Raw genomic sequence first — 20,239 nt, forward strand, 5'->3', positions numbered from 1 at the left:
GCAACACCGACAGAGGCGCCCGCACCGGGTTACGGCGAGATGATCGGCCGGGAATCTACCGAGCGGCCTCTGTCGTGCTGACTATGCACCAGCACCTCGCAGATACAGGAATCTCGGCTGCTCGACGAAGTCGCGCACAATAATCTCGGGATTCCGGGCTCGCGAGCTGCGCTCGCGCCCCGGAATGACGGCCTCTGGCTCACCGCGGCTGGCGTCTCCTCAGAACAACGGCCGCGTCTGTCCGATCTTCAGCGGCCCCAGCATCACCGCGCCGTCGACGAAGCGCAGTGGGAAGGCGCGGGCGGGGCGGCCTTCCAGCGTGGTTTCCTGGCCGAGCGCGTCGATGCCGGCGACGGCCGCGACGTTGGCGTTCTTGCGCATCACCTGGCCGAGGCCCGGAATGGCGCGGTCGAGCGCGCCGAGCACGTTGTTGACGTCCTTGGCGCGGACGCCTGGCGCGAGGCGATCGAGCGTCGATTGCGACACGCCCTGCTCCAGCATCTTGTCGATGCCGAGCTTGGGGATCACCTGGTCGAGCCCGCTGGCCACCATCTGCAATTCGCCGTCGACATAGCCCTGCGCCGTCAGCTCGAGCGAGCCGGTCGCGACCGCCACCATGTCGCCCTGCTGGATCCGCGCCTGCTCGAACCGGATGCGGCCTCCGGCGGCCTGGATCTCGCGGAAGCGCTGCGGCCACGGCTTGGGGCAGAAATCCTTCAGGCCGCTCAGCAGCAGCCGCAGATGCGCGTCGAACGGATCGGCGAGCAGCGGGTGCAGGTCCTGCACCGAGGTGCCGTCGAGCTTGAGATCGACTTCGAGCTGGCGCGGCTCGGCGCCGGCGGCCTCGCGCTGGCGGCCGTGTAGCTCGGCGTGACGGGCGCGGGCGAGCGGCACCCGGGTCGCGCCGCGGAAGCCGTCGAGCGCCGGCTCGTCGAACACCAGAGCGACGCGCTCCGGCGTGCCCGGCAGCCCGGCGACGCTGCTGCGCGCGGTCTTCCAGTTCAGCTCCATCGACACCGGCTGGCCGCGATCGGCGAAGCTCGCGGGGCCCTTGAACTCGGCGATCAGGAGACTGGGCTGATACAGCGACGCCACCACCAGGATCTCGGCGAGCTTCGCGGTCACCGGGGTCTGGGTCGCGGCCTGCTCGGCGGTCTGCGCGGTCAGCGCAACGCTGGCATTGTCGCAGCGGACTTCGAGCCGGAACGGAAAACCGGCCACCGAACGCTGGCCGCAATCATAGCTGCGGCCGGCCGCCGCCTCGCGCGCCCGCCATTGATCGACGATGCGGTCGACCTGGCTCGCCGAAAACAGCCAGAACGCGCTCCAGGCGAGCGCCGCAGCCACCATGACACCGGGGAGCAGCAGCACCGGCCACAGCGGGCGGCGGGGGGACATCGTGGAATCTGCCATCGCGCCTACTTAAGGGGGGAAGTTTAAGGGGGGAAGTCCGAAAAGGAAATCCGCGGCATTAGGCAGCAAACTCACCAAGCCCCATCCCCAGAACCCGTTCCCCTTAGGTTCTAAGAACCCAGAGCGCTCTTGACCTTCCTTCTGAGTCGTCATAGAACGACTCAGAAGGAAGGTCGTGCCATGTCTGATTCTGAGATCGTAAAAATTGCCAAGGCTGAGGTAGAGAGGCTTAAGGCAAAACTTGCGAGCAACCCCGACTATCAGAAGCTATTGGCGGCCCAACAAATCATAGGCCTTTACGGGTGGGACGACCTTGCAGCCGCGCCTGCGGTTCAGGCTCCGCAACACATCGGCGGCGCTCCTGTGCAGGTCAAATCAATGGCTTTGCGTGATCCGTCCATACAAACGAAAACCGCCCAAATTGAACGGGTCTCAGTTTCTTTTCTCAAAGAGATCGGCAGGCGGGCTACGTCAGGAGAGCTTTTGACTGCGGTAAAACGGGCCGGGGTTGATATCGGCGGTAAGGAGCCAAACAAGGCTCTTTCGGCCTATCTGTCTGGTTTTAAGACCCTGAACAATGTTCGGGAACACGGCGGCTACGGCTTGCTCGAATGGGGCGATGGCCCTGGACCGAATCAGAAAGAAATTTTTGGCTGAATAGGCCAGAAACGAAAACCGGAGCCGTGAGGCTCCGGTGAATCTCTGCAAGGGGTACCGGCCTGAGAACTGGCCCCGAGCAGTATGTGCAACCCCTCGCGAAAGGAGGTGCGTCATGTGGCAAGTGATCCGGACATTATAAGATCACTGACCTAGAGCCCTGACCCGCAAGGGTCAGGGTGTGGGGGCGGTTATGGCCGGTGCCAGGGAACGATTTGCAGCGTCTCCCCCTGGGGTTCGACACCCCCCGCCTCCACCATTTTTCTTAGCAGATTCAGCCGAATCCGTCTAGCGCGGCGCCGTGATGCCGCGCCTATTTTCTTCGTCCAAAAATGCCACGCCAGCCCTTTCCAGCGCAGCTTTCATTGCCGCCAGATTGTTCGCGATCGGCGTGCGCCGACCCTTCTCAAAGTCCCGCACGGTCGAAAGGGAAACGCACGCGCCTGCGGCCAAGGTCGCGCGCCTTTCTGACGAGGAAGCCTACGATACCTTCCTCCTGATCCGTTGGGCCGCGACTGATGGCGCCCCGGTCTGCCCGCGCTGCGCTTGCGCCGCCGTCTACACCTACACCACTCGCAAGCTGTTCAAGTGCAAGGCTTGCTCGCACCAATTCAGCGTCACGTCCGGTACGATCTTCGCCAGCCGCAAGCTGCCGATCCGCGATTACCTCTTGGCCATCGCGATCTTTGTGAACGGCGCCAAGGGTCACAGCGCCTTGCAACTCAGCCGGGGCCTGGATTGCCAGTATAAGACGGCCTTCGTGATGGCTCACAATATCCGCGAAGCGATGGCTTCCGAGGCCGACGAAACGGTCTCCGGCGAGGTTGAGGTCGACGGCGGCTATTTCGGCGGCTACGTGAAGCCGGCGAACTACAAAGAGAACCGCCGCGACCGTCGCCGCGCTGTCAACCAGACCGGCAAGCGCCGCGTCGTGGTCGTGATGCGCGAGCGCGGCGGCCGGGCTCTGCCGTTCGTGTTCAAGTCGGAAGACGCCTCGCTTGCGACCATCGCCAGCCGCGTTGCTCCCGGCAGCGTCGTCCATGCTGACGAAGCCGTTCACTGGGACGCGCTGCACGCCCGCTTCCTGACGAAGCGGATCAATCACAGCGAAGCCTACTCGCACGATGAGGCCTGCACCAATCAGGCCGAAAGCTACTTCTCGCGCCTTCGCCGTGCTGAGATCGGCATCCACCAAAGGTGGCAGGTCCGTATCTCTCAGCCTACGCGCACGAAATGGCGTGGCGCGAGAACAATCGCCGCGTTAGCAACGGCGAACAATATCTGATGGTGGCCAACACCACGCTGGCGCACCCGGTTTCGCGTCAGTGGCAAGGGTACTGGCAACGGTAATTAGCGGCCTTCCTGCTCTGGAACCTGAAGTAATGCTGCCGTCTGAAAGCCATTTGCGAGGAGGGCTAACACGGATTCCTCCTGAGCGCTCAACGGAGGAGGAGCCCATGAAGACCTCACAATTCCCCCGTTATTCGCCCACTCATCAATAATCGGGTCGACGCTAGGGAATCTAAGCCCGGTAAACCCTACATAGTCCCGCCTGCGAGCATCCCATGTTTTCTTGTGAAACGGATGGGGCAGGAACGCCGCCGCACAACGGACGGCCAAAAATGGATTGGGATAATCTGCGTCTTCATCGCAACTGAGATCGATGACTGGCGGCTCGTCCGGATTCAAGTGCAGAGGGGCAACAGCGATAACGGCAGCGCAAGAAACGGCTGCCCGCTTCGCCGCATCGGTAAGATGTCCATCCCGTAGATAATACGACTTAAATGCGTCGTGCAGGGCGAAATAGACGTGGGCCAATAAATGCGGAGCGCCCTCATGATAAAAGAGTAGTCGCCCACGATTTACCGCCGAGTTGCAAACCAATTCTAAAGCGTGCTTGAAAAATTCAGCACGGCTAGAGAGGACACTGTCCTCTCGGCCTTTGATGGGCACGCCGCCCCCCTACCCAAAAACAAGTCCACACGCGCGCGTTCAAAGGGCGCGACGTTTCCTCAGCTCAGCAAGAAACTCCGCCTCTCCAGCAGACATCTCTTCGTTCTGCGCGTCTAAGTTCGAGATTAAAACGCGGACATCCGTTGGATCGTCGTTGTTGTTGTCCGGAACCGACCGCATCCGCCTGATCGCCTCATCTGCAGGAAATTGCCGCCGAAGGAACCGCGAATCAGTTGAGCTAGGCATTGTGTCCACTCCCGTCTAAGGACACCACTACGTGTAGCAGTGAAGGGTTGAAAAACAAAAAAACGCCCGCCAGCGTTCCGCGCGCTGGCGCGAACGTGAACATTTTGAGTCACTTAACGGAGCGGCCGCATCGAATCAACCCCATCGAGCGCAGCATTGACCTATTTGTCAATGATTCGTTGAAGGCTGCTGCAGTCATTCCACTACAGATTAAATAGGTAGGATGACACGCTCATCAAGTCTCTGGCAAGGACCAGTGGCAGTCTCCTTTGATATCCATAGACCGGCGCACCGATATGCCAAGACTGCCTTTACGAACAGCCTTACTGACTCGTCTCGTAAGTTCGGAAATCAGTCCCCTATCCCGCGCATCCTGCCCGCCAACGGCGACAATGGCCTGAGCGATCTGCCGGCTCGTCATCGGCTCTTTAGCGCCCCGCAGCTCGTCTAGGATGACCCGGGTAAGCTCCCCACGCCCGAACAGGACTTCCCGCTTCTGGCGAGGCATCTCCGCGTCTAGGTCGCCCGTATAGCCCAGTGTTCCGAGAACCCGGTCTATAGCCCCCTACGTCGTTCTTGATCTCGGCCAGGCGGTCCCGGATGCGCTGGGCTTCGTTGAATAGGTCGGCGCGCTTCGTCAGAAGGCCGGAAACGGTGTTCTCGTAGGTGTCGGTGCGGGCGCGTCGGATGGTGTCTGACATCCCGGCATCTTGTGTGAATCACACAGAGCCGGCCATCCCTGGTTTGGTGCATTTGCTACCTAAGGCCGGAAATCCGCGACCGGCTGCCGCACGCCATGCCGCGAACGCGGCCAGCCCGCGCGGCAAACCGCTCACGCTTCGCAGCCCGATGCGGTAAGGACTGAATTTGTCATTTGCACGATAGCCCGCCTCACCGCATGTCCGCCAAAACGCTCACCGACTCCGAACTGTCCGAGGGCGACCTCTGGGTGTTCGGCTATGGTTCGCTGATGTGGAATCCCGGCTTCGACTTCGTCGAGCGGGTGCCGGCGCGGCTGATCGGCGAGCACCGGGCGCTGTGCGTGTATTCGTTCGTCCACCGCGGTACGCCGGAGCAGCCCGGCCTGGTGCTCGGGCTCGATCGCGGCGGCGCCTGCCGCGGCATCGCGTTCCGGGTCGCCGATCCGCAGCGAATGGCGACGGTGGCGTATTTGCGCGAGCGCGAGCAGGTCACCAGCGTGTATCGCGAGGTCAAGCGCTCGGTATGGCTGGAGGACGACGCCCGGCGGCGGATCAGCGCGCTGGCTTACGTGGTCGACCGCGGCCACGCGCAATATGCCGGCCGGCTGTCCGCCGCCGAACAGCTGCGCCACGTCCGCCAGGGGCACGGCCGCTCCGGCCCGAACCGCGACTATGTGATCGCCACCGTGAAGGCGCTGGAAGCGCAGGGTTGCCGCGACCTGCCGCTGCACCAGCTCGCCGAAGCGCTGCGCGACGAGGCGCCGGCGCCGCGCTGATGAAGCCGGGGTAGGGGGCGATCAGCCGGTCTGTCCGCTTTCCGGCTTCGGCGCCGACTTGACCTGATGATGCGGCTTGGCGCTCGGCACCCGGCCGAACAGCTCCGCCTGCTCCTTGCGGGCATCCGCCACCAGGCGGTTGGTGGCGGTCTCGATCGCGTCGCTGAGCTGCCTGAGGAACTCGCGGCGATCGAGGCCGGCCGGAAGCGGATCGAGGAATTCGACCACGATGGTGCCGGGGTAGCGCATGAACTGGCGCCGCGGCCAGAACAGCCCGGCGTTCAGCGCCACCGGCAGGCACGGCACGCCGCAATCGACATAGATCTGGCCGACGCCGGTCTTGTAGTTCGGCGGGGCGTCGACCGGGGTCCGGGTGCCTTCCGGAAAGATGATCAACTGCCGGCCGCGGCGCACTTCCTCGCGGGCGCGGCGCGCCATTTCGACCAGCGTCTTGACGCCCGCCGCGCGGTTGATCGCGATCATGCCGCCGCGCAGCAGCAACTGGCCGAACACCGGTATCCAGGTCAGCTCGCGCTTGAGGATGTACAGCGGCTGGTCGAAGAACTGCAGCAGCGCGAACGTTTCCCACATCGACTGATGCTTCGGCGCGACGATCAGCGGGCCCTGCGGGATCTTCTCCAGGCCGCGGAATTCGACCTTGGTGCCGCACACCAATCGCATCAGCCAGATGCTGTTCTGGCCCCACAGCTTGGCGACCTTGACCACCGCCCGGCCGGAGAACAGCGCGGCCAGCACCGCCACCAGCACCCAGCCGACCAGCGCCACATAGAACAGCACGTTGAAGATCAACGAACGCAGGAAGATCACGAACATCGGAACGGTCCGATCAATTGACGAGGGCGGTCGCCGGCTTGCGGGGGCCGGCGGGGTCGGCCTGCTCGGCCGGTTCGGGCGGGAATTCGATGCCGAGCCTCGCCAGCCTGACCCGCAGCTCGACCGCGACATATTTGGCGTATTCCGATAGCAAGAGCCGCAGGGTTCCGCCACTGGTCCACCACGGCTCGTCGCGCCACTTGTCGCCGATCACCGCGAACGGGATCAATTCGACGTCCGGCATGGCGTGGGACATTTCGGCGATCGCCCGCGGCATGTGGTAATTCGACGTCACCACGATCAGCGAGCGGAAGCCGCGCTCCTGCACCCAGCGCCGGGTTTCGGCGGCGTTGCTGCGGGTGTCGACCGCGGAGCGGTCGAGGTCGACGCAGCAGCTGAACCAGTCGCGGCTCTCCGGCACCGAACGTGAAATGTCGCGGGCGCCGTTCATACGGTGCACACCGGAGATCAGCAGCCGCTTGCCGTAACCTGCAGCCAACAATTCCACCGCGTCGGACACCCGCGACGAGCCGCCCGTCAGTACCACGATGCCGTCAGCGTCGTGGCGCGGCTGCTGCTCGGCGCCGCGGAGCTGCGACAGGAACATGACGAAGCCACCCGCCGCCGCCACGAAACCCAGCGCCAGCATCACCACGATGGTCGCGCGCAACGTGCCGCAGCGTCGGACCGGCCGGTCGGACGACGGTTGCTGCGAAATGCGATCGGACGACGGCACCATCGGACGCCGATATACCTCGGTTTGTCGGAGCACCCGCGCGGCCGCGGGTTGCGGCGTTGCGGGGCGTTCCGGACTCTAATGCGATTTCGGGCGAAAGGGAGTCCGCCGGATGGTCGAAGCGCCGCGGCGATGCGGCAGCAGCAGCCCGGTCATCCGCGGCTCATTCGATCGAATTCAAGGTGCTGAACAGCGTGCGCCGCGAAGCCAAAGCCGTGATCCCGGCGATCAACACCGCCATGCCGGCGAGCGCCAGATAGCCGGTCGGACGCAGCGAAAAGGTACCGAGCAGCGCCGCGAACTGGTCTCCGATCGGCGTGCCGGAAAACCATGTGGCGACCGACTCCGAAAAGCCGAACACGAAAATCGCCGCGCCGCCGCCGATCAGACCGCCCTGCAGACCGAGCAGCAGGAAGTGTCGGAAGAATCGGTTGGCGATATAGCGGTCGCTGGCGCCGACGAAATGCAGCACTTCGACGATCGGCCGGTTGGCCGCCATCGCGCCGCGGGTGGCGAACGAGACCGAAATGATAGTGGCGACGATCACCAGGCCGAGCACGCCGATGCCGGCGAACACCGTGGCGCCGGTCATCGACCGCATCCGCTCGATCCAGGCGCGGTGATCATCCACCGTCGCGCTGGGAGCAATCTCGGTGACGCGGCGGCGCAGCTCGCCGAGATCGAGACCGCGACCCGGAACGGTGCGCGCCACGATCACCCGCGGCACCGGCAGATCGTCGAGCGACAGGCCGGTGCCGAGCCACGGCTCCAGCAGCTTGGCGGATTCGTCCTTGGTGAAGATGCGCACCTCGACCATCCCGGGCTGGCTGCGCACCACCTCGGCGACCTGCTCGGCGTCGCGATCGAGATCGCGGCCGCGCACCGAACGAACCTGCACGGTCAGCTCGCTCGACACTTCGGACTGCCACTCCGCCGCCGACGCACTGATCAGCAGCACCACGCCGGTGGTCATCGATGCCAGGAAGGTCATGATCGCCACCACGGCGACCAGCGCGCGGCCCGCGATCGAGGCGCGCGGCACGATCGGCGAGGCATTGCGTGCCTTCGCCGGCACCTGCGGGCGTTCGTTCCCGAGGTCGACCATGACGTCGCGTTCGTCGGCTCTGCGCAATGGCCCTTGCCTATTCATACACGTGCAGGCGCCCCTGGTGCAGCACCAGCCGGCGCGCCTCGTACTGATCCATCAGATTGATGTCGTGGGTGGCGATCACCACCGCGGTCCCGGTCTTGTTCAATTCCACGAACAGCCGCAGCAGCCGGCGCCCGAGCGTCGGATCGACGTTGCCGGTCGGCTCGTCGGCGAGCAGCAGATGCGGCCGGCCGATCACCGCCCGGGCGATCGCGGCGCGCTGCTTCTCGCCGCCCGACAACACCGGCGGCAGCGCATCCATCCGGTCGCCCAGTCCGACCCACTTCAACAGGTCGATGACCTCCTTGCGATAGCTCGACTCGTCGCGCCCGGTGACCCGGAACGGCAGTGCGACGTTTTCATAGGTGGTCATGTGGTCGAGCAGGCGGAAGTCCTGCAGCACGATGCCGATGCGCTGGCGCAGCGCCGCGACCTCGTCCTTGCCGAGCAGCGAGACGTCGTTGCCGAACAGATTGACCAGTCCGCGGGTCGGCCGCAGCGACAGGAACAGCAGCCGAAGCAGCGAGGTCTTGCCCGCGCCGGACGGGCCGGTGAGGAACTGGAACGAATGCGCCGGAATTGCAAAATTGAGGTCGCGGAGAATCTCCGGACCCAGCCCATAGCGCAGACCGACATTTTCGAAGCGGACCACGTTCAGCTCCGATTTCGATCGGCGCGGGGAGAAAGGGCACGCCACGCCATCTGCCCGTGCCGCCGTTGTGAGGCGGCTATGGTTTCCGATTCGTTAACGGACGGCCGGTACGATCGGACGAACCTTATAGCCAGCGATTCGCCATGCATATCGTCTGCCCGCATTGTACGACATCCTATGCGATCGATCCGGCCAAACTGGGAGATGCCGGCCGGACGGTGCGTTGTTCCCGGTGCAAGGAAGTCTGGCTGGCGCGTCCCGAAGACGTGCAGAGCGACGTTCGCGTCGCCGCGATGACGGTCGAAGACCAGCAGCCGGCCGACAACGACCTTGCCAATGATCCCGGATGGGGCGTGACCGAGGACGAGCAGGACACCCCCGTGGTGGAAAGCCCGCCGATCACCGCCGAACTGCCGGGGCAGGACGATCCTGATCCGTTCGTGCGGGCGCTGGCGAGCGAACCTGCACCGGGCGATGACGAGGAGGTGCTGCCGAGGCGCCGCAAGCGCAAGCCCTCGTTCGGCACCCGGCGCCGGCCGCCGAGCTTCAAGGAGCGGCTGGCCGCGCTGCGCAAGGAGCCGATCAAGACCGCCAAATCGATGCTGACGGCGCCGATGGCGATCGCAGCGTTTGGTTCGGTCGCGCTCGGCCTGCTGATCTGGCGCACCGACATCGTCCGGCTGATGCCGCAGACCGCGGCGTTCTACCGGATGATCGGCTTCGAAGTGAACCTGCGCGGGCTGGCGATCAAGGACGTCAAGATCAGCCGCGAGACCGTGGATGCCAAGCCAGTGCTGGTGATCGAGGGCCTGATCATCGGCCAGGCCAAGCGGCCGGTCGAACTGCCGCGATTGCGTTTCGCCGTACGCGACGGCAAGGGCACCGAAATCTACGCCTGGAACGCGGTGCTGGAGCAACAGGCGTTGCGTCCCGGTGAACAGGCCTGGTTCCGAACCCGGCTGGCATCGCCCCCGCCAGAGGCGCGCACGATCGACGTGCGCTTCTTCAACCGGCGCGACATTGCGGCCGGCGGCGCCTGACACCATGATGACGATTGCTGCACGCGGCCCGGCGCCGGCCGCGACGAGGGAATAGGACGATGGCGCGCATCCTGATCGCCGACGACGAAGAATCGATGCGCCTGCTGGTCGCGCGCGCCATCGGCATGGACGGCCACGAAACCGTCACGGCCGAAGACGGCAGCGAAGCGCTGGAGATCCTCACCAGCCAGAACGGCCGGTTCGACCTGCTGCTGACCGACATCAAGATGCCGATCATGGACGGCATCGCGCTGGCGCTGGCGGCGGCGCGCGACTTCCCCGAGCTGACGATCCTGCTGATGACCGGCTTCGCCGACCAGCGCGAACGCGCCTCCGGCCTCGACGCCATCGTGCACGACGTCGTCACCAAGCCGTTCTCCGTCGCCGACATTCGCACCGCGGTGGCGGATGCACTGGCGGCGAAGAAGAGTAGTAGTTGACACCCTCGCGGCGGGAAGATCAACGCCATCCCCGAGCCACAGCGCGCCCCCTCTCCCGCTTGCGGGAGAGGGCTGGGGTGAGGGCGACGCGGGCAGAGAGATTCCTATTTGTGGGAGCCGCTCGGCGCTCCAACTTCTGGATTCCGGATTCGCTCGCTGCGCGAGCGCCCCGGAATGACGGGGCTCGCGACAAGCCGACTTAATAGTCCTTCAGCAGCCGCTCGATGTAGTCGAGCTCGATCTGCGGGCGACCGGAATCGCCGAGGCGGCGGCGGAGTTCTTCGAGGATGCGGCGGACGCGCTGGACGTCGATCTCGCCCGGGATCTTCACGGTGAGGTCGTCGCCGAGATCGCGGCCGCGCAGCGGCCGGCCGAGCGGATCGGTCTGGTTGGCGCCGCTCTGCTGGCGGCCGGGCCGGTTGCCCTGGCCGTCGCCCTGACCTTCACCATCGCCCTGCTGCATCGCTTCGGCGAGTTTCTGCGCGCCCTTGCGCAGCGCCTCCAGCGCGCGGCCCTGTGAATCCACCGCGCCGTCGGCATTACCTTCGCCGAGCCGGCCTTCGGCATCACCCATCGCCGAATCCGCCTGGTCGAGGCCGCCCTCGCCCTGCTGGCCCTGCTGGCCCTGCTGGCCTTGCTCGCCCTTGTCGCCGCGCGGGCTCTGACCGAGGCCGCGCTTGGCGAGCTCCTGCTGCAGCTTGCGCAACCGATCGTGCAGGCTCTGCTGATCCTGCTGCAGGTCTCCGAGATTCTGCTCGCCGTCCTGGCCGCGCATCCGGTCGCGGCGCTGGTCCTGGCCCTGCTTGAAGGTCTTGTCGCGGAGCTGCTGCTGTTTGCGGATCATGTCGCCAAGCTCGTTGAGCGCCTGCTCCATGCCGTCGTCGCCGCCCTGGCCGGGCTGCGCCATCTGCAGGTTCTCCAGCATCTGCGCGAGCTGATCGAGCAACTGCTTGGCGGCTTCCTTGTCGCCGGAGCGCGACAGCCGCTCCATCCGCTGGATCATGGCGTCGAGATCCTGCTGCCGCATCACCCTGGTGTTCGGATCGAGCGGGCGGGCGAGCTGCTGCGGGTTGTTGCGGAGCTGCTGGGCGAGCTGACGCATGTAGGCGTCGAGCGCCGCGCGCAGCTTGTCGGTGAGCTGCTTGATTTCGTCGTCCGAGGCGCCGCGCTCCAGCGCGTCCTTCAAAGCATCCTGTGCGGCGCGCAGCGCCTTTTCGACATCCGACGTATCACCGTCCTCGATCGAGACCGCCAGCGACCACAGATTGCCCACCACCTCGCGAAGCGCGTCGTCGGTGCGGGCACGCTCGAGCTGATCGGCGATGGTGTAGAGGCCGAGATACTGACCGGCGTCCGGGGTGAACACTTCCGGCGCGATCAGCAGCGCATCGAGCGCGGCGTAAACCTGTTTGTTGGCACCGGCGTCGAGCGCCAGGATGCGGCGCTGCTCGATCAAAGCGCGCGCCAGCGGCTTGGTGAACAGCCGCTCCGGCAGCCTCATCGTGAACGGCTCGCTGCGGCCCTCGTTGCCCGCCTCGTCCTTGGCGGTGAGCGTCAGCGCGACTTCGGCGCCCGCATAGGGATCTTCGCTGATGTCCTTGACGGTCTGGCCGACGCCGGCGCGGGTGCGGGCATTGGGCAGCACCAGCTTGAACTGCGGCGGCTCGAACAGCGGCCGCGGCGCATCCGCCGGCTTGGTCCCCGGCGCCTGGGCGGCCGGCGGGACCGCGAACTGCGCCTCGGCCTCGGTCACTCCGTAATCGTCTTCGAGCTTGTAGGACAGTTGCAGCGAGCCGCGGGCCTGGCGCTGCGGCTCCTTGGCGAGGGCGATTCCCGGCGGCCGGTCCGGCGTCGCGGTGAAGCTCCACGGCGCCTCGCTGGACGGCGCCCGCACCCGCGCGGTGCCGTCGGCGGTGATGCGGAAATGCCGTTCGCTGGTGCCGCTCGGGGCTTCGCTGTCCGGCTTGATCTCGACCAGACCGCCGCTGACCGCGACGTCGAGATCGCCGCCGCTGGAGCGAACCAGCAGGGTCGAACCGACCGGCACCGGCAGCGCGCCGCTGCTCGGGGTGGCGAGCTCCTTGTTCGACGCGGAGGTGAGGATGATCGGCGGCTTGTTGGTATAGACCGGCGGCGTCACCCAGGCGTCGACCCGGACGCTGGACGACGCCATCGCGCCGTTCCAGTCGAATGCCGCCATCACCCGCGGCCTGCGTTCCTCACCGGCGGCGATGAAGGTCGCGACCAGCAGGATCGCCACCAGGGCGCGCAGCGCCCACGGGTCGTGGATCGGCAGCCGCGGCGACGGCAGCCCGGGCCTGAGACCGCGAATCGTCGCCAGCGTGCGGTCGCGCTGCGCCTGCCACAGCGCCCGCGCCACCGGATCGTTCGACGCCAGGGTGTCGCCGAGCGCGGTGGCCGGGCGGTGTTTCAGGCCGGTGTTGCGGTCCAGCCGTGCCAGCGCATCGTCGCGGCTCGGCCAGCGGAACCTGACGGCGGGAACCAGGGCGGCGAGCGCCAGCGCAGCGAACAGCGCCAACCCGACAATCCGCCCTGAAAAAGGCAGCGCCAGCCACAGTCCGGCCCAGGACAGCGCCAAGAACAACCCGACGACGCTGAACAGCCGCGCCAGATGCGGCCACGCCCGTTCCCAGGCGATCGCCAGCTTTGCGCGCCCGATCGCCTTGTCCAGGTGCAGCCGCGCCACCGCCTCTTCATCGTGCGGGGCCTGCGACGGATCGGGAATGCTGCCGCTCAACCATCTCTCCGGGTTGCTGCTCACAGCAGCGTAGCACAACGGCGGCAATGAGGCACCGCCCTGCGCCACCACTGCGCGCATCACGCTGCGACACGAACGCGTGACGGCACAGCCGGGGCCCCGTAGTGTTCCGGTGAACTTCCCACCAGAGGATCCGCAATGGACAAGACGACGCACGACAAGGGGCTGGAGATCCGCAAGGCGGTGCTGGGCGAGGCCTATGTCGAGAACGCGCTGAAAAACGCCGACGACTTCAACAAGCCGTTCCAGGAACTCGTCACCGAGTACTGCTGGGGCGCGATCTGGGGACGCGACGGGCTGCCGAAGAAGACCCGCAGCATGCTGAACCTGGCGATGATCGCTATCCTCAACCGCCCGCACGAGCTGCGCGCGCACATCAAGGGCGCACTCACCAACGGCGTCACCAAGGACGAGATCCGCGAGATCTTCATGCAGGTCGCCTGCTACGCCGGCATCCCGGCCGGCGTCGACAGCTTCCGGATCGCCCGCGAAGTGTTCGCAGAGATCGACAAGGGCTGAGGTCAGAATTGGTACTTGCAAACCAGCGCGACGGGTCCGGCCGCCGCGTTAAGGTTGAGCGGTTAGGTTAAAAAGCACTTCAAATTGCTCGGATTCACCGGTTCGCTACGGTCGGCCGTCGCGCGCGTCGGCAGGTGAAGCCGCATGTTCACCGCCGCGGATTTCAAGCGCGATCGGGACCGCCAGGAATTTGTACGCCGCGTCTGGCGGTCCCACCCCTCATCTCAGACGAGAGACTGGCTCACAGCCACGGCGCCGGGGTGTCCATCGCGATCAGCTGCTCGACCGTGAGCCGCGGACGCACCACCGCGAGCTGATCGTCCTTCACCAGCACTTCTGGTACCAGGGGGCGAGTGTTGTAGGTTCCGGCCTGTACCGCGCCGTAGGCCCCCGAGGTCATGATCGCGATCAGGTCACCGGATTTCAGCTCCGGCAGCCTGCGGTCGAGCGCCAAGTAATCGCCGGTTTCACAGACCGGGCCGACGACATCGGCCACCATGGTGGCGTCGCCGGGCGCGGGCTCGGCCACCGGCAAAATCTCGTGATACGCCTCGTACAGCGTCGGCCGGATCAGGTCGTTCATCGCCGCGTCGATGATCACGAAGGTCTTGCCGTCGCCGTGCTTCACATAGATCACACGCGCGACCAGGATGCCGGCGTTGCCGACGATCATCCGGCCCGGCTCGAACAGCAGCGTGCAGCCGAGATTGTGGGTGACGCGCTTGACCATCTCCGCATAGGCGAACGGCTCGGGCGGCGCGTCGCGATCCTCGTAGTACGGGATGCCGAGCCCGCCGCCGAAGTCAACGTGGCTGACGGTGTGGCCGTCGCCGCGCAGCACATGGACGAATTCGGCGACGATGCGGAACGCCACTTCCATCGGCCCAAGATCGATGATCTGGCTGCCGATATGGACGTCGACGCCGGTGACCTGGATGCCCGGCAGCTTCGCGGCGCGGGCATAGACCTCGCGGGCGTGGCGGATCGGGATGCCGAACTTGTTCTCGGACTTGCCGGTCGAGATCTTGGCGTGGGTGCCGGAATCGACGTCGGGATTGACCCGCAGCGAAATCCGCGCGGTCTTCCCGGTCTCGACCGCGAGCCGCGACAACAGCTCGAGTTCGGGCTCGGATTCGACGTTGAGGCACTTGATGTCGTGGGCGAGGGCGGCACGCAGCTCGGCCTCGGTCTTGCCGACGCCGGAGAATACGATCTTGCCGGGCGGAATCCCGGCCGCCAGCGCGCGCTGCAATTCGCCGCCCGACACCACGTCGGCGCCGGCGCCGAGCCTCGCCAGCGTCCGCAGCACCGACTGGTTGGAATTCGCCTTCATGGCGTAGCACACCAGCGTATCGAGGCCGGCGAAGGCCTCGGTGAACACCCGGTAGTGCCGCTCCAGCGTGGCGGTCGAGTAGCAGTAGAACGGCGTGCCGACGTCCTTGGCGATCGACGCAAGGCTGACGTCCTCGGCGTGCAGCACGCCGGCGCGGTAGTCGAAATGACGCATCTGCGCTCAGTCCAGCAGCGGATCGAGAATGGTGCTTCGCTTCCGCCCCTTGGCGGCGGAGGGCGGCGCGTTGGTGCCGTAGGACGAGTCGAACACGTCGCCCTTGGCCTCCGGCGTACTCGCAGGAGCGGCCGACGGGGTGTCGGCTGCGCCCGGCGGCAGATCGAGGCCGCCTTTACGGCCGCAGCCAGACAATGCCAGCGTCGCCGCCACAATCACCAGAAGCGCCCATCGCGATGGGTTGGTCACGCGATTCACGTCGAATATCCCCAATTGGCGCGGCACCATACCGAGATTGCGCCGCGCTGGCGAGCCCCCGAAAACCGCCGGACGGCGGCCGCCCTCAGCGCGTTTTGCCGTCCTTGGCGAGCCGCTTGAGCCAGGCTTTGGCCTGGCTGCGGACGTTCTTCGGCGCAGTGCCGCCGTACGAGGTGCGGCTCTTCACCGAGGATTCGACGCTCAGCACCGCCAGCACGTCCTTGGTGATGCGCTGTTCGACCGACTGCATCTCGGCGAGCGGCAATTCGTGCAGCGCCACGCCCTTCTTGGCGGCGAGGCCGACGATCCGGCCGGTGACGTGGTGCGCCTCGCGGAACGGCATCTTCAGCGTCCGCACCAGCCAGTCGGCCAGATCGGTCGCGGTAGCATAGCCCTCGCCGGCCGCCGCCTTCATCCGCTCCGGCTCGGGCTCGAGGTCGCGGACCATGCCGGTGATCGCGCGGATCGCCAGCGACAGCGCCGCAAAGCCTTCCATCGCGCCCTGTTTGTCCTCCTGCATGTCCTTCTGATAGGCGAGCGGCAGGCCCTTCATCACGATCAACAGGCCGTTGAGCGCACCGATCACCCGGCCGGTCTTGGCGCGAACCAGCTCGGCAGCGTCCGGATTGCGCTTCTGCGGCATGATCGACGAGCCGGTGGTGAACTTGTCCGACAGCCGGATCAGGCCGACCAGCGGCGAGGTCCAGATCACGATCTCCTCGGCGAAACGCGACAGATGCACCGCGCAGATCGAGGCGGCGGACAACGTCTCCAGCACGAAGTCGCGGTCCGACACCGCATCGAGCGAATTGGCCATCGGCCGGTCGAAGCCGAGCTTGGCGGCGGTGGCGTGGCGGTCGATCGGGAAAGAGGTGCCGGCCAGCGCCGCGGCGCCGAGCGGGCTTTCGTTCAGCCGCTTGCGGGCGTCCTGGAACCGGCCGCGATCACGCGCCACCATCTCCACATAGGCCATCAGGTGATGGCCGAAGGTCACCGGCTGGGCGGTCTGCAAATGGGTGAAGCCGGGCATCACGGTCTCGGCCTGTTCCAGCGCGCGCTCCGCCAGCGCCTGCTGCAGCGCCGCCAGCGCCGCATCGGTTTCGTCCAGCACATCCCGGACGTAGAGCCGGAAGTCGGTCGCGACCTGATCGTTGCGCGAACGCGCGGTGTGCAAGCGCCCGGCGGCCGGGCCGATCAATTCGGCCAGCCGGCTCTCGACATTCATATGGATGTCTTCGAGCGCGCGCTTGAATGTGAATTTGCCGGCCCCGATCTCTGACAGGATCGTGTCTAGACCCTTGCCGATATTTTTCGCATCGTTCGCGGTGATAATGCCCTGCGCGGCCAGCATGGCTGCATGCGCCTTGGACGCCGTGATGTCCTGGGCGTAGAGATGGCGGTCGACGTCGATCGAGACGTTGATCTCTTCCATGATCGCGTCGGGGCGATCGGTGAATCGGCCGCCCCACATCTTGTTGCTCATCTGTCGCCGCTCACGATCATGCTCGCGTCTCAATCACATTTCATCACCAGCAGCCGCCCGCGAACCTGCGCGGCCTGCCGATCGCCGATTGTTCGATGACTGAATCCCAGCCGAATTCCGTCCCGCCGCGCCGGGCCGGCCGCCTGACCATCCTTCTGGCCACGATTGCCGTGCTCGTCGTCGCTGGCGCCGCCGGGATATACGGGATTGGCGGGCTGCAGCGCAATGCGGGCGGCGACCCGGTGTGCCGCCCGGCGGTGGCGCTGGCTCAGCAGCTCAAGCCGCTGGTGCGCGGCGAGGTGGCGGCGGTGACGATGGCGTCGTCGCCGCTGCGGCTGCCCGACCTCGCCTTCACCGACGGCGCCGGCGAGCCCAAGAAACTGTCGGACTTCCGCGGCCGCACCGTGCTGGTGAACCTGTGGGCGACCTGGTGCGTGCCGTGCCGCAAGGAAATGCCGGCGCTCGACGATCTGCAGGCGCAGCTCGGCAGCGAGCGGTTCGAGGTGGTGGCGATCAACATCGACACCCGCGACCCCGCCAAGCCGAGAAAATTCCTCGACGAGGAGAAGCTGACCCGGCTGAGCTACTTCGCCGACCCCACCGCCAAGGTGTTTCAGGATCTCAAATCGGTCGGGCGTGCGCTCGGCATGCCGACCTCGGTGCTGGTCGACGGCAACGGCTGCGAGATCGGCACCATCGCCGGTCCGGCCGAATGGAACAGCGCCGATGCGACCACGCTGATCAAGGCCGCGGTGAAGCCGATCGCGGCGGGTAGAAAGTAACCGACAGCCACCTGCGGTCATTCCGGGGCGGGGGCAGCGGAGCTGCGCCCGAACCCGGAATCCCGAGGTTGTTGAGCACTCGGCCGTTTCCATCACATCGAGATTCCGGGTTCGCGCCTGACGGCGCGCCCCGGAATGACTGATCAATGGCAATGACCGCTTGGAGAGCTCGGATCAGGCGCTGATGTTGAGATTGCCGCCGACGCCGGGGCCGACATTGGCGAGCGAAGGCGAGCCACCCTGTCCGGTGCCGAGCAGCGTCTGCACCGTGTCACGCTCCATGCGCGAAGCCGACGCCTGAAGCGTCGTCGCGATCTGCATCTGCGTGCTGCTGGCCTGCATGGCGAGCGCCGCGCTGATCATGCTCATGTCCATGCAATCAGTCTGGCAGCAAATCGTTAACAATCCGAAGCGAGGCGGCGCGCATTCGATGAAACTGCATCGATCGCGCCGCTGCCCAGGGGACAGCGGCCGAACAGCCGGCGTCGGGAACGGCGGCGTCAAGCCGTGGAGCCGGATCCCTCGCTCAGGTGCACCGCAAAGCCTTCGGCACCGGACGCGCCCAGCTCCGGCCGCAGCTCCATGGTCGGAATCAGATAGTCGCCGCCGTTCTGGCGCCGATACGGAATCGACGGCGTCTCGGCCAGCGTGCGCATCCGCTCCCGCAGCCGTTCGGCCGCCGCGTCGAACCCGGCCGAATCGAGCCGACCGGCCTGATACAGCACGTAGGGCGGCAGCACCTCGCAGCCCGGATAGAACAGAATGCCGTGATGGATCGGGAACAGCAGGTCATCGATTGGCCCGTTGATGCCACGGGGGCCGTAGTGTTGCTCCCAGCCGCCGGTGGTCACGATCAGCATCGCGCGCTTGCCGGCCAGAACGCCCTCGCCGTAGCGATTGCCCCATCGCTTGTCGCTGTGCTCGCCGACCCCATAGGCGAAGCCGCAGGCGAACACCCGCTCGACCCAGCCTTTCAGGATCGCCGGCATGCTGAACCACCACAGCGGGAATTGCAGGATGACGACGTCGGCCCAGAGCAGCTTGTCGATCTCGTCGCGGACGTCCTGGGTCAGTTCGCCAGCATCGAACGCCGCCTTCGACGCGACGGTCGGCAGCAGCCGCTCGTCCGGCGGCAGAGTCGGGAAATCGCCGCGGTCGATCGCCGGCTTCCAGCCCTGGGCATAGAGGTCGGAGACCTGGACCTCGTGGCCGAGACGTTGCAGCTCCGCGACCGCAACGTCGCGCAGCGCGCCGTTCAGCGAGCGCGGTTCGGGGTGGGCGAATACCAGAAGGACTTTCACGACCAGGCTCCTTGCAGTGATGATCAGAGCCTGCTGGTAGCGCTGCCGCGACTATTCCAGTAGCTGCGGATTATCGATATGATTGTTCCGAAAAATGGATAGATCAGCCGTCACGATCGAGCGCATCCGCACCTTCGTTCGCATCGCCGAGCGGGGCAGCCTGTCGGCGGTCGCGCGCGACCTCAATGTCGGCCAGTCCACCGTCACCCGGCAGTTGCAGGAGCTCGAGGCCGCGGTCGGTGCACCGCTGCTGAGCCGCACCACCCGCCGGGTGACGCTGACCGAAGAAGGCAGCCGCTATTACGCGCGCTGCATTCAGATCCTGCGGCTGCTCGACCAGGCCGGCGACGAAGCGCTCGGTGCCTCCGGGGCGGCCGCCGGCACCATCCGGCTCTCCTGCACGGCCTCGTTCGGCGTGCTGCACGCCAGCCGGCTGATCTTCGCGTTCCAGGATCGCTATCCGGAGATCGGCATCGATTTCGGCCTGACCGATCGGCGGGTCGATCTGGTGCGCGAGGGCGTCGATCTGGCGATCCGGCTGGCTCCGCTGACCGACAGCTCATTGAAACTGCGAACGCTCGGCCACAGCCACCGCCTGCTGGTGGCCTCGCCGGACTATTTGGCGGCGCATGGCAGGCCGGAATCGCCGCAGGACCTGTCGCGCCATCAGGGCGTCCGCATGATGAACGTCGCCGGCAGCGACATGCTGGTCTTGCAGGGACCGGATCAGGAGACACACCGGGTGCTGTTCGACGGCCGGCTCAGGGTCGATCACGGGCTCGCGGCGCGCGAAGCCATGATCGCCGGGCGCGGCATCGCCGCCACTCATCGCTGGCTGGTCGACGATCTGCTGGAGGCGGGGCGGCTCGAGGTTCTGCTGCCGGAGTATCGGCTGCCGCCGGTACCGCTCAATCTGTTGATCGTGCCGGAGCGCGCCGGGATCGCACGCGTGCGGCTGCTGATCGACTTCCTGGCCGAGCAGATCCGGAGCGTGCCGGGGATCGAATGAGAA

19 protein-coding genes and 1 pseudogene are annotated in these 20,239 nt (G+C 66.1%); 8 read left to right on the top strand and 12 right to left on the bottom strand.

Annotation, left to right across the window (positions count from 1 at the left end; translation table 11 throughout):
* Positions 1-219 precede the first annotated feature (219 nt).
* Positions 220-1,413 (bottom strand): DUF2125 domain-containing protein, encoded by a 1,194-nt coding sequence (locus DWA33_RS23180; RefSeq protein ID WP_114360856.1) that lies wholly within the window; start codon positions 1,411-1,413, stop codon positions 220-222.
* Positions 1,414-1,593: 180 nt separating this feature from the next.
* Here DWA33_RS23180 and DWA33_RS23185 point away from each other — a divergent pair, with 180 nt between their 5' ends.
* Positions 1,594-2,070, top strand: coding sequence for a hypothetical protein (locus DWA33_RS23185; protein WP_114360857.1), 477 nt, complete (start codon positions 1,594-1,596; stop codon positions 2,068-2,070).
* Between the two features lie 391 nt (positions 2,071-2,461).
* Positions 2,462-3,420: pseudogene (locus DWA33_RS23195) on the top strand (IS1595 family transposase).
* Here the strand turns inward: DWA33_RS23195 and DWA33_RS25035 are convergent.
* The gene (locus DWA33_RS25035; RefSeq protein WP_147270302.1) at positions 3,421-4,023 is read right to left on the bottom strand and encodes a hypothetical protein; all 603 of its coding nucleotides are present in this window, start codon (positions 4,021-4,023) and stop codon (positions 3,421-3,423) included.
* 1,144 nt (positions 4,024-5,167) lie between these two features.
* Here DWA33_RS25035 and DWA33_RS23210 point away from each other — a divergent pair.
* Entirely contained in the window at positions 5,168-5,746 is a 579-nt protein-coding gene (locus DWA33_RS23210) for a gamma-glutamylcyclotransferase (protein WP_114360860.1), read from the top strand.
* Positions 5,747-5,767: 21 nt separating this feature from the next.
* Here the strand turns inward: DWA33_RS23210 and DWA33_RS23215 are convergent, their stop codons facing one another.
* From DWA33_RS23215 to ftsE, 4 genes are all read right to left on the bottom strand, one after another.
* Entirely contained in the window at positions 5,768-6,580 is an 813-nt protein-coding gene (locus DWA33_RS23215; RefSeq protein WP_114360861.1) for a lysophospholipid acyltransferase family protein, read from the bottom strand.
* Between the two features lie 13 nt (positions 6,581-6,593).
* Positions 6,594-7,319 carry a YdcF family protein gene (locus DWA33_RS23220; RefSeq protein WP_114360862.1) on the bottom strand — a complete coding sequence of 242 codons (726 nt, stop codon included), beginning with the start codon at positions 7,317-7,319 and terminating at the stop codon, positions 6,594-6,596.
* A gap of 160 nt (positions 7,320-7,479) precedes the next feature.
* Positions 7,480-8,466, bottom strand: a complete 987-nt coding sequence (locus tag DWA33_RS23225) for a cell division protein FtsX (protein ID WP_167443270.1) — start codon at positions 8,464-8,466, stop codon at positions 7,480-7,482.
* On the bottom strand, positions 8,459-9,118 hold the full coding sequence (gene ftsE, locus DWA33_RS23230; RefSeq protein WP_011160268.1) for a cell division ATP-binding protein FtsE: 660 nt from the start codon (positions 9,116-9,118) through the stop codon (positions 8,459-8,461). Before ftsE ends, DWA33_RS23225 begins: the two co-directional genes overlap by 8 nt.
* 143 nt (positions 9,119-9,261) lie before the next feature.
* Here ftsE and DWA33_RS23235 point away from each other — a divergent pair, with 143 nt between their 5' ends.
* Together DWA33_RS23235 and DWA33_RS23240 are read left to right on the top strand one after the other, a co-directional pair.
* Positions 9,262-10,158, top strand: coding sequence for an MJ0042-type zinc finger domain-containing protein (locus tag DWA33_RS23235; protein ID WP_114360864.1), 897 nt, complete (start codon positions 9,262-9,264; stop codon positions 10,156-10,158).
* 59 nt (positions 10,159-10,217) lie between these two features.
* Positions 10,218-10,598 (top strand): response regulator, encoded by a 381-nt coding sequence (locus DWA33_RS23240; protein WP_114360865.1) that lies wholly within the window; start codon positions 10,218-10,220, stop codon positions 10,596-10,598.
* A gap of 199 nt (positions 10,599-10,797) precedes the next feature.
* Here DWA33_RS23240 and DWA33_RS23245 read toward each other — a convergent pair whose 3' ends face one another.
* The gene (locus DWA33_RS23245; protein WP_114360866.1) at positions 10,798-13,356 is read right to left on the bottom strand and encodes a TIGR02302 family protein; all 2,559 of its coding nucleotides are present in this window, start codon (positions 13,354-13,356) and stop codon (positions 10,798-10,800) included.
* A gap of 159 nt (positions 13,357-13,515) precedes the next feature.
* On the opposite strand from DWA33_RS23245, the gene DWA33_RS23250 reads away from it, so the two are divergent.
* Positions 13,516-13,896 carry a carboxymuconolactone decarboxylase family protein gene (locus tag DWA33_RS23250; RefSeq protein ID WP_107346272.1) on the top strand — a complete coding sequence of 127 codons (381 nt, stop codon included), beginning with the start codon at positions 13,516-13,518 and terminating at the stop codon, positions 13,894-13,896.
* A 241-nt stretch (positions 13,897-14,137) separates the two neighbouring features.
* On the opposite strand, the gene lysA is transcribed toward DWA33_RS23250, so the two are convergent.
* Genes lysA through argH form a run of 3 tightly spaced genes read right to left on the bottom strand, consistent with a single transcriptional unit; the run spans position 14,138 to position 17,144 of the window.
* A complete protein-coding gene (gene lysA, locus DWA33_RS23255; RefSeq protein WP_114360867.1) occupies positions 14,138-15,403 on the bottom strand; it encodes a diaminopimelate decarboxylase in 1,266 nt (421 codons plus the stop codon).
* Between the two features lie 6 nt (positions 15,404-15,409).
* Positions 15,410-15,691, bottom strand: a complete 282-nt coding sequence (gene lptM, locus DWA33_RS23260; RefSeq protein ID WP_114360868.1) for an LPS translocon maturation chaperone LptM — start codon at positions 15,689-15,691, stop codon at positions 15,410-15,412.
* A 55-nt stretch (positions 15,692-15,746) separates the two neighbouring features.
* A complete protein-coding gene (argH, locus tag DWA33_RS23265) occupies positions 15,747-17,144 on the bottom strand; it encodes an argininosuccinate lyase (protein ID WP_114360869.1) in 1,398 nt (465 codons plus the stop codon).
* 95 nt (positions 17,145-17,239) lie between these two features.
* Between argH and tlpA the strand changes: the two genes are divergently transcribed.
* Complete coding sequence (gene tlpA / locus DWA33_RS23270) at positions 17,240-17,926, top strand: thiol:disulfide interchange protein TlpA (protein WP_114360870.1); 687 nt, start codon at positions 17,240-17,242, stop codon at positions 17,924-17,926.
* A 174-nt stretch (positions 17,927-18,100) separates the two neighbouring features.
* Here tlpA and DWA33_RS23275 read toward each other — a convergent pair whose 3' ends face one another.
* Positions 18,101-18,289 (bottom strand): hypothetical protein, encoded by a 189-nt coding sequence (locus tag DWA33_RS23275; RefSeq protein WP_114360884.1) that lies wholly within the window; start codon positions 18,287-18,289, stop codon positions 18,101-18,103.
* A gap of 137 nt (positions 18,290-18,426) precedes the next feature.
* A complete protein-coding gene (locus tag DWA33_RS23280; protein WP_114360871.1) occupies positions 18,427-19,227 on the bottom strand; it encodes an NAD(P)H-dependent oxidoreductase in 801 nt (266 codons plus the stop codon).
* Positions 19,228-19,321: 94 nt separating this feature from the next.
* Between DWA33_RS23280 and DWA33_RS23285 the strand changes: the two genes are divergently transcribed.
* Entirely contained in the window at positions 19,322-20,236 is a 915-nt protein-coding gene (locus DWA33_RS23285; RefSeq protein WP_114360872.1) for a LysR family transcriptional regulator, read from the top strand.
* Positions 20,237-20,239 lie beyond the last annotated feature (3 nt).

Source organism: Rhodopseudomonas pentothenatexigens (genome assembly GCF_900218015.1).
Classification (GTDB): domain Bacteria; phylum Pseudomonadota; class Alphaproteobacteria; order Rhizobiales; family Xanthobacteraceae; genus Rhodopseudomonas; species Rhodopseudomonas pentothenatexigens.

Bases quoted from the DNA above. Each gene is read 5' to 3' on its own strand.
- DWA33_RS23180 (WP_114360856.1), bottom strand. From the start codon at position 1,413: ATGGCAGATTCCACGATGTCCCCCCGCCGCCCGCTGTGGCCGGTGCTG.
- DWA33_RS23185 (WP_114360857.1), top strand. From the start codon at position 1,594: ATGTCTGATTCTGAGATCGTAAAAATTGCCAAGGCTGAGGTAGAGAGG.
- DWA33_RS23210 (WP_114360860.1), top strand. From the start codon at position 5,168: ATGTCCGCCAAAACGCTCACCGACTCCGAACTGTCCGAGGGCGACCTC.
- DWA33_RS23215 (WP_114360861.1), bottom strand. From the start codon at position 6,580: ATGTTCGTGATCTTCCTGCGTTCGTTGATCTTCAACGTGCTGTTCTAT.
- DWA33_RS23220 (WP_114360862.1), bottom strand. From the start codon at position 7,319: ATGGTGCCGTCGTCCGATCGCATTTCGCAGCAACCGTCGTCCGACCGG.
- DWA33_RS23225 (WP_167443270.1), bottom strand. From the start codon at position 8,466: ATGAATAGGCAAGGGCCATTGCGCAGAGCCGACGAACGCGACGTCATG.
- DWA33_RS23235 (WP_114360864.1), top strand. From the start codon at position 9,262: ATGCATATCGTCTGCCCGCATTGTACGACATCCTATGCGATCGATCCG.
- DWA33_RS23240 (WP_114360865.1), top strand. From the start codon at position 10,218: ATGGCGCGCATCCTGATCGCCGACGACGAAGAATCGATGCGCCTGCTG.
- DWA33_RS23250 (WP_107346272.1), top strand. From the start codon at position 13,516: ATGGACAAGACGACGCACGACAAGGGGCTGGAGATCCGCAAGGCGGTG.
- lysA (WP_114360867.1), bottom strand. From the start codon at position 15,403: ATGCGTCATTTCGACTACCGCGCCGGCGTGCTGCACGCCGAGGACGTC.
- lptM (WP_114360868.1), bottom strand. From the start codon at position 15,691: ATGGTGCCGCGCCAATTGGGGATATTCGACGTGAATCGCGTGACCAAC.
- argH (WP_114360869.1), bottom strand. From the start codon at position 17,144: ATGAGCAACAAGATGTGGGGCGGCCGATTCACCGATCGCCCCGACGCG.
- tlpA (WP_114360870.1), top strand. From the start codon at position 17,240: ATGACTGAATCCCAGCCGAATTCCGTCCCGCCGCGCCGGGCCGGCCGC.
- DWA33_RS23275 (WP_114360884.1), bottom strand. From the start codon at position 18,289: ATGATCAGCGCGGCGCTCGCCATGCAGGCCAGCAGCACGCAGATGCAG.
- DWA33_RS23285 (WP_114360872.1), top strand. From the start codon at position 19,322: ATGGATAGATCAGCCGTCACGATCGAGCGCATCCGCACCTTCGTTCGC.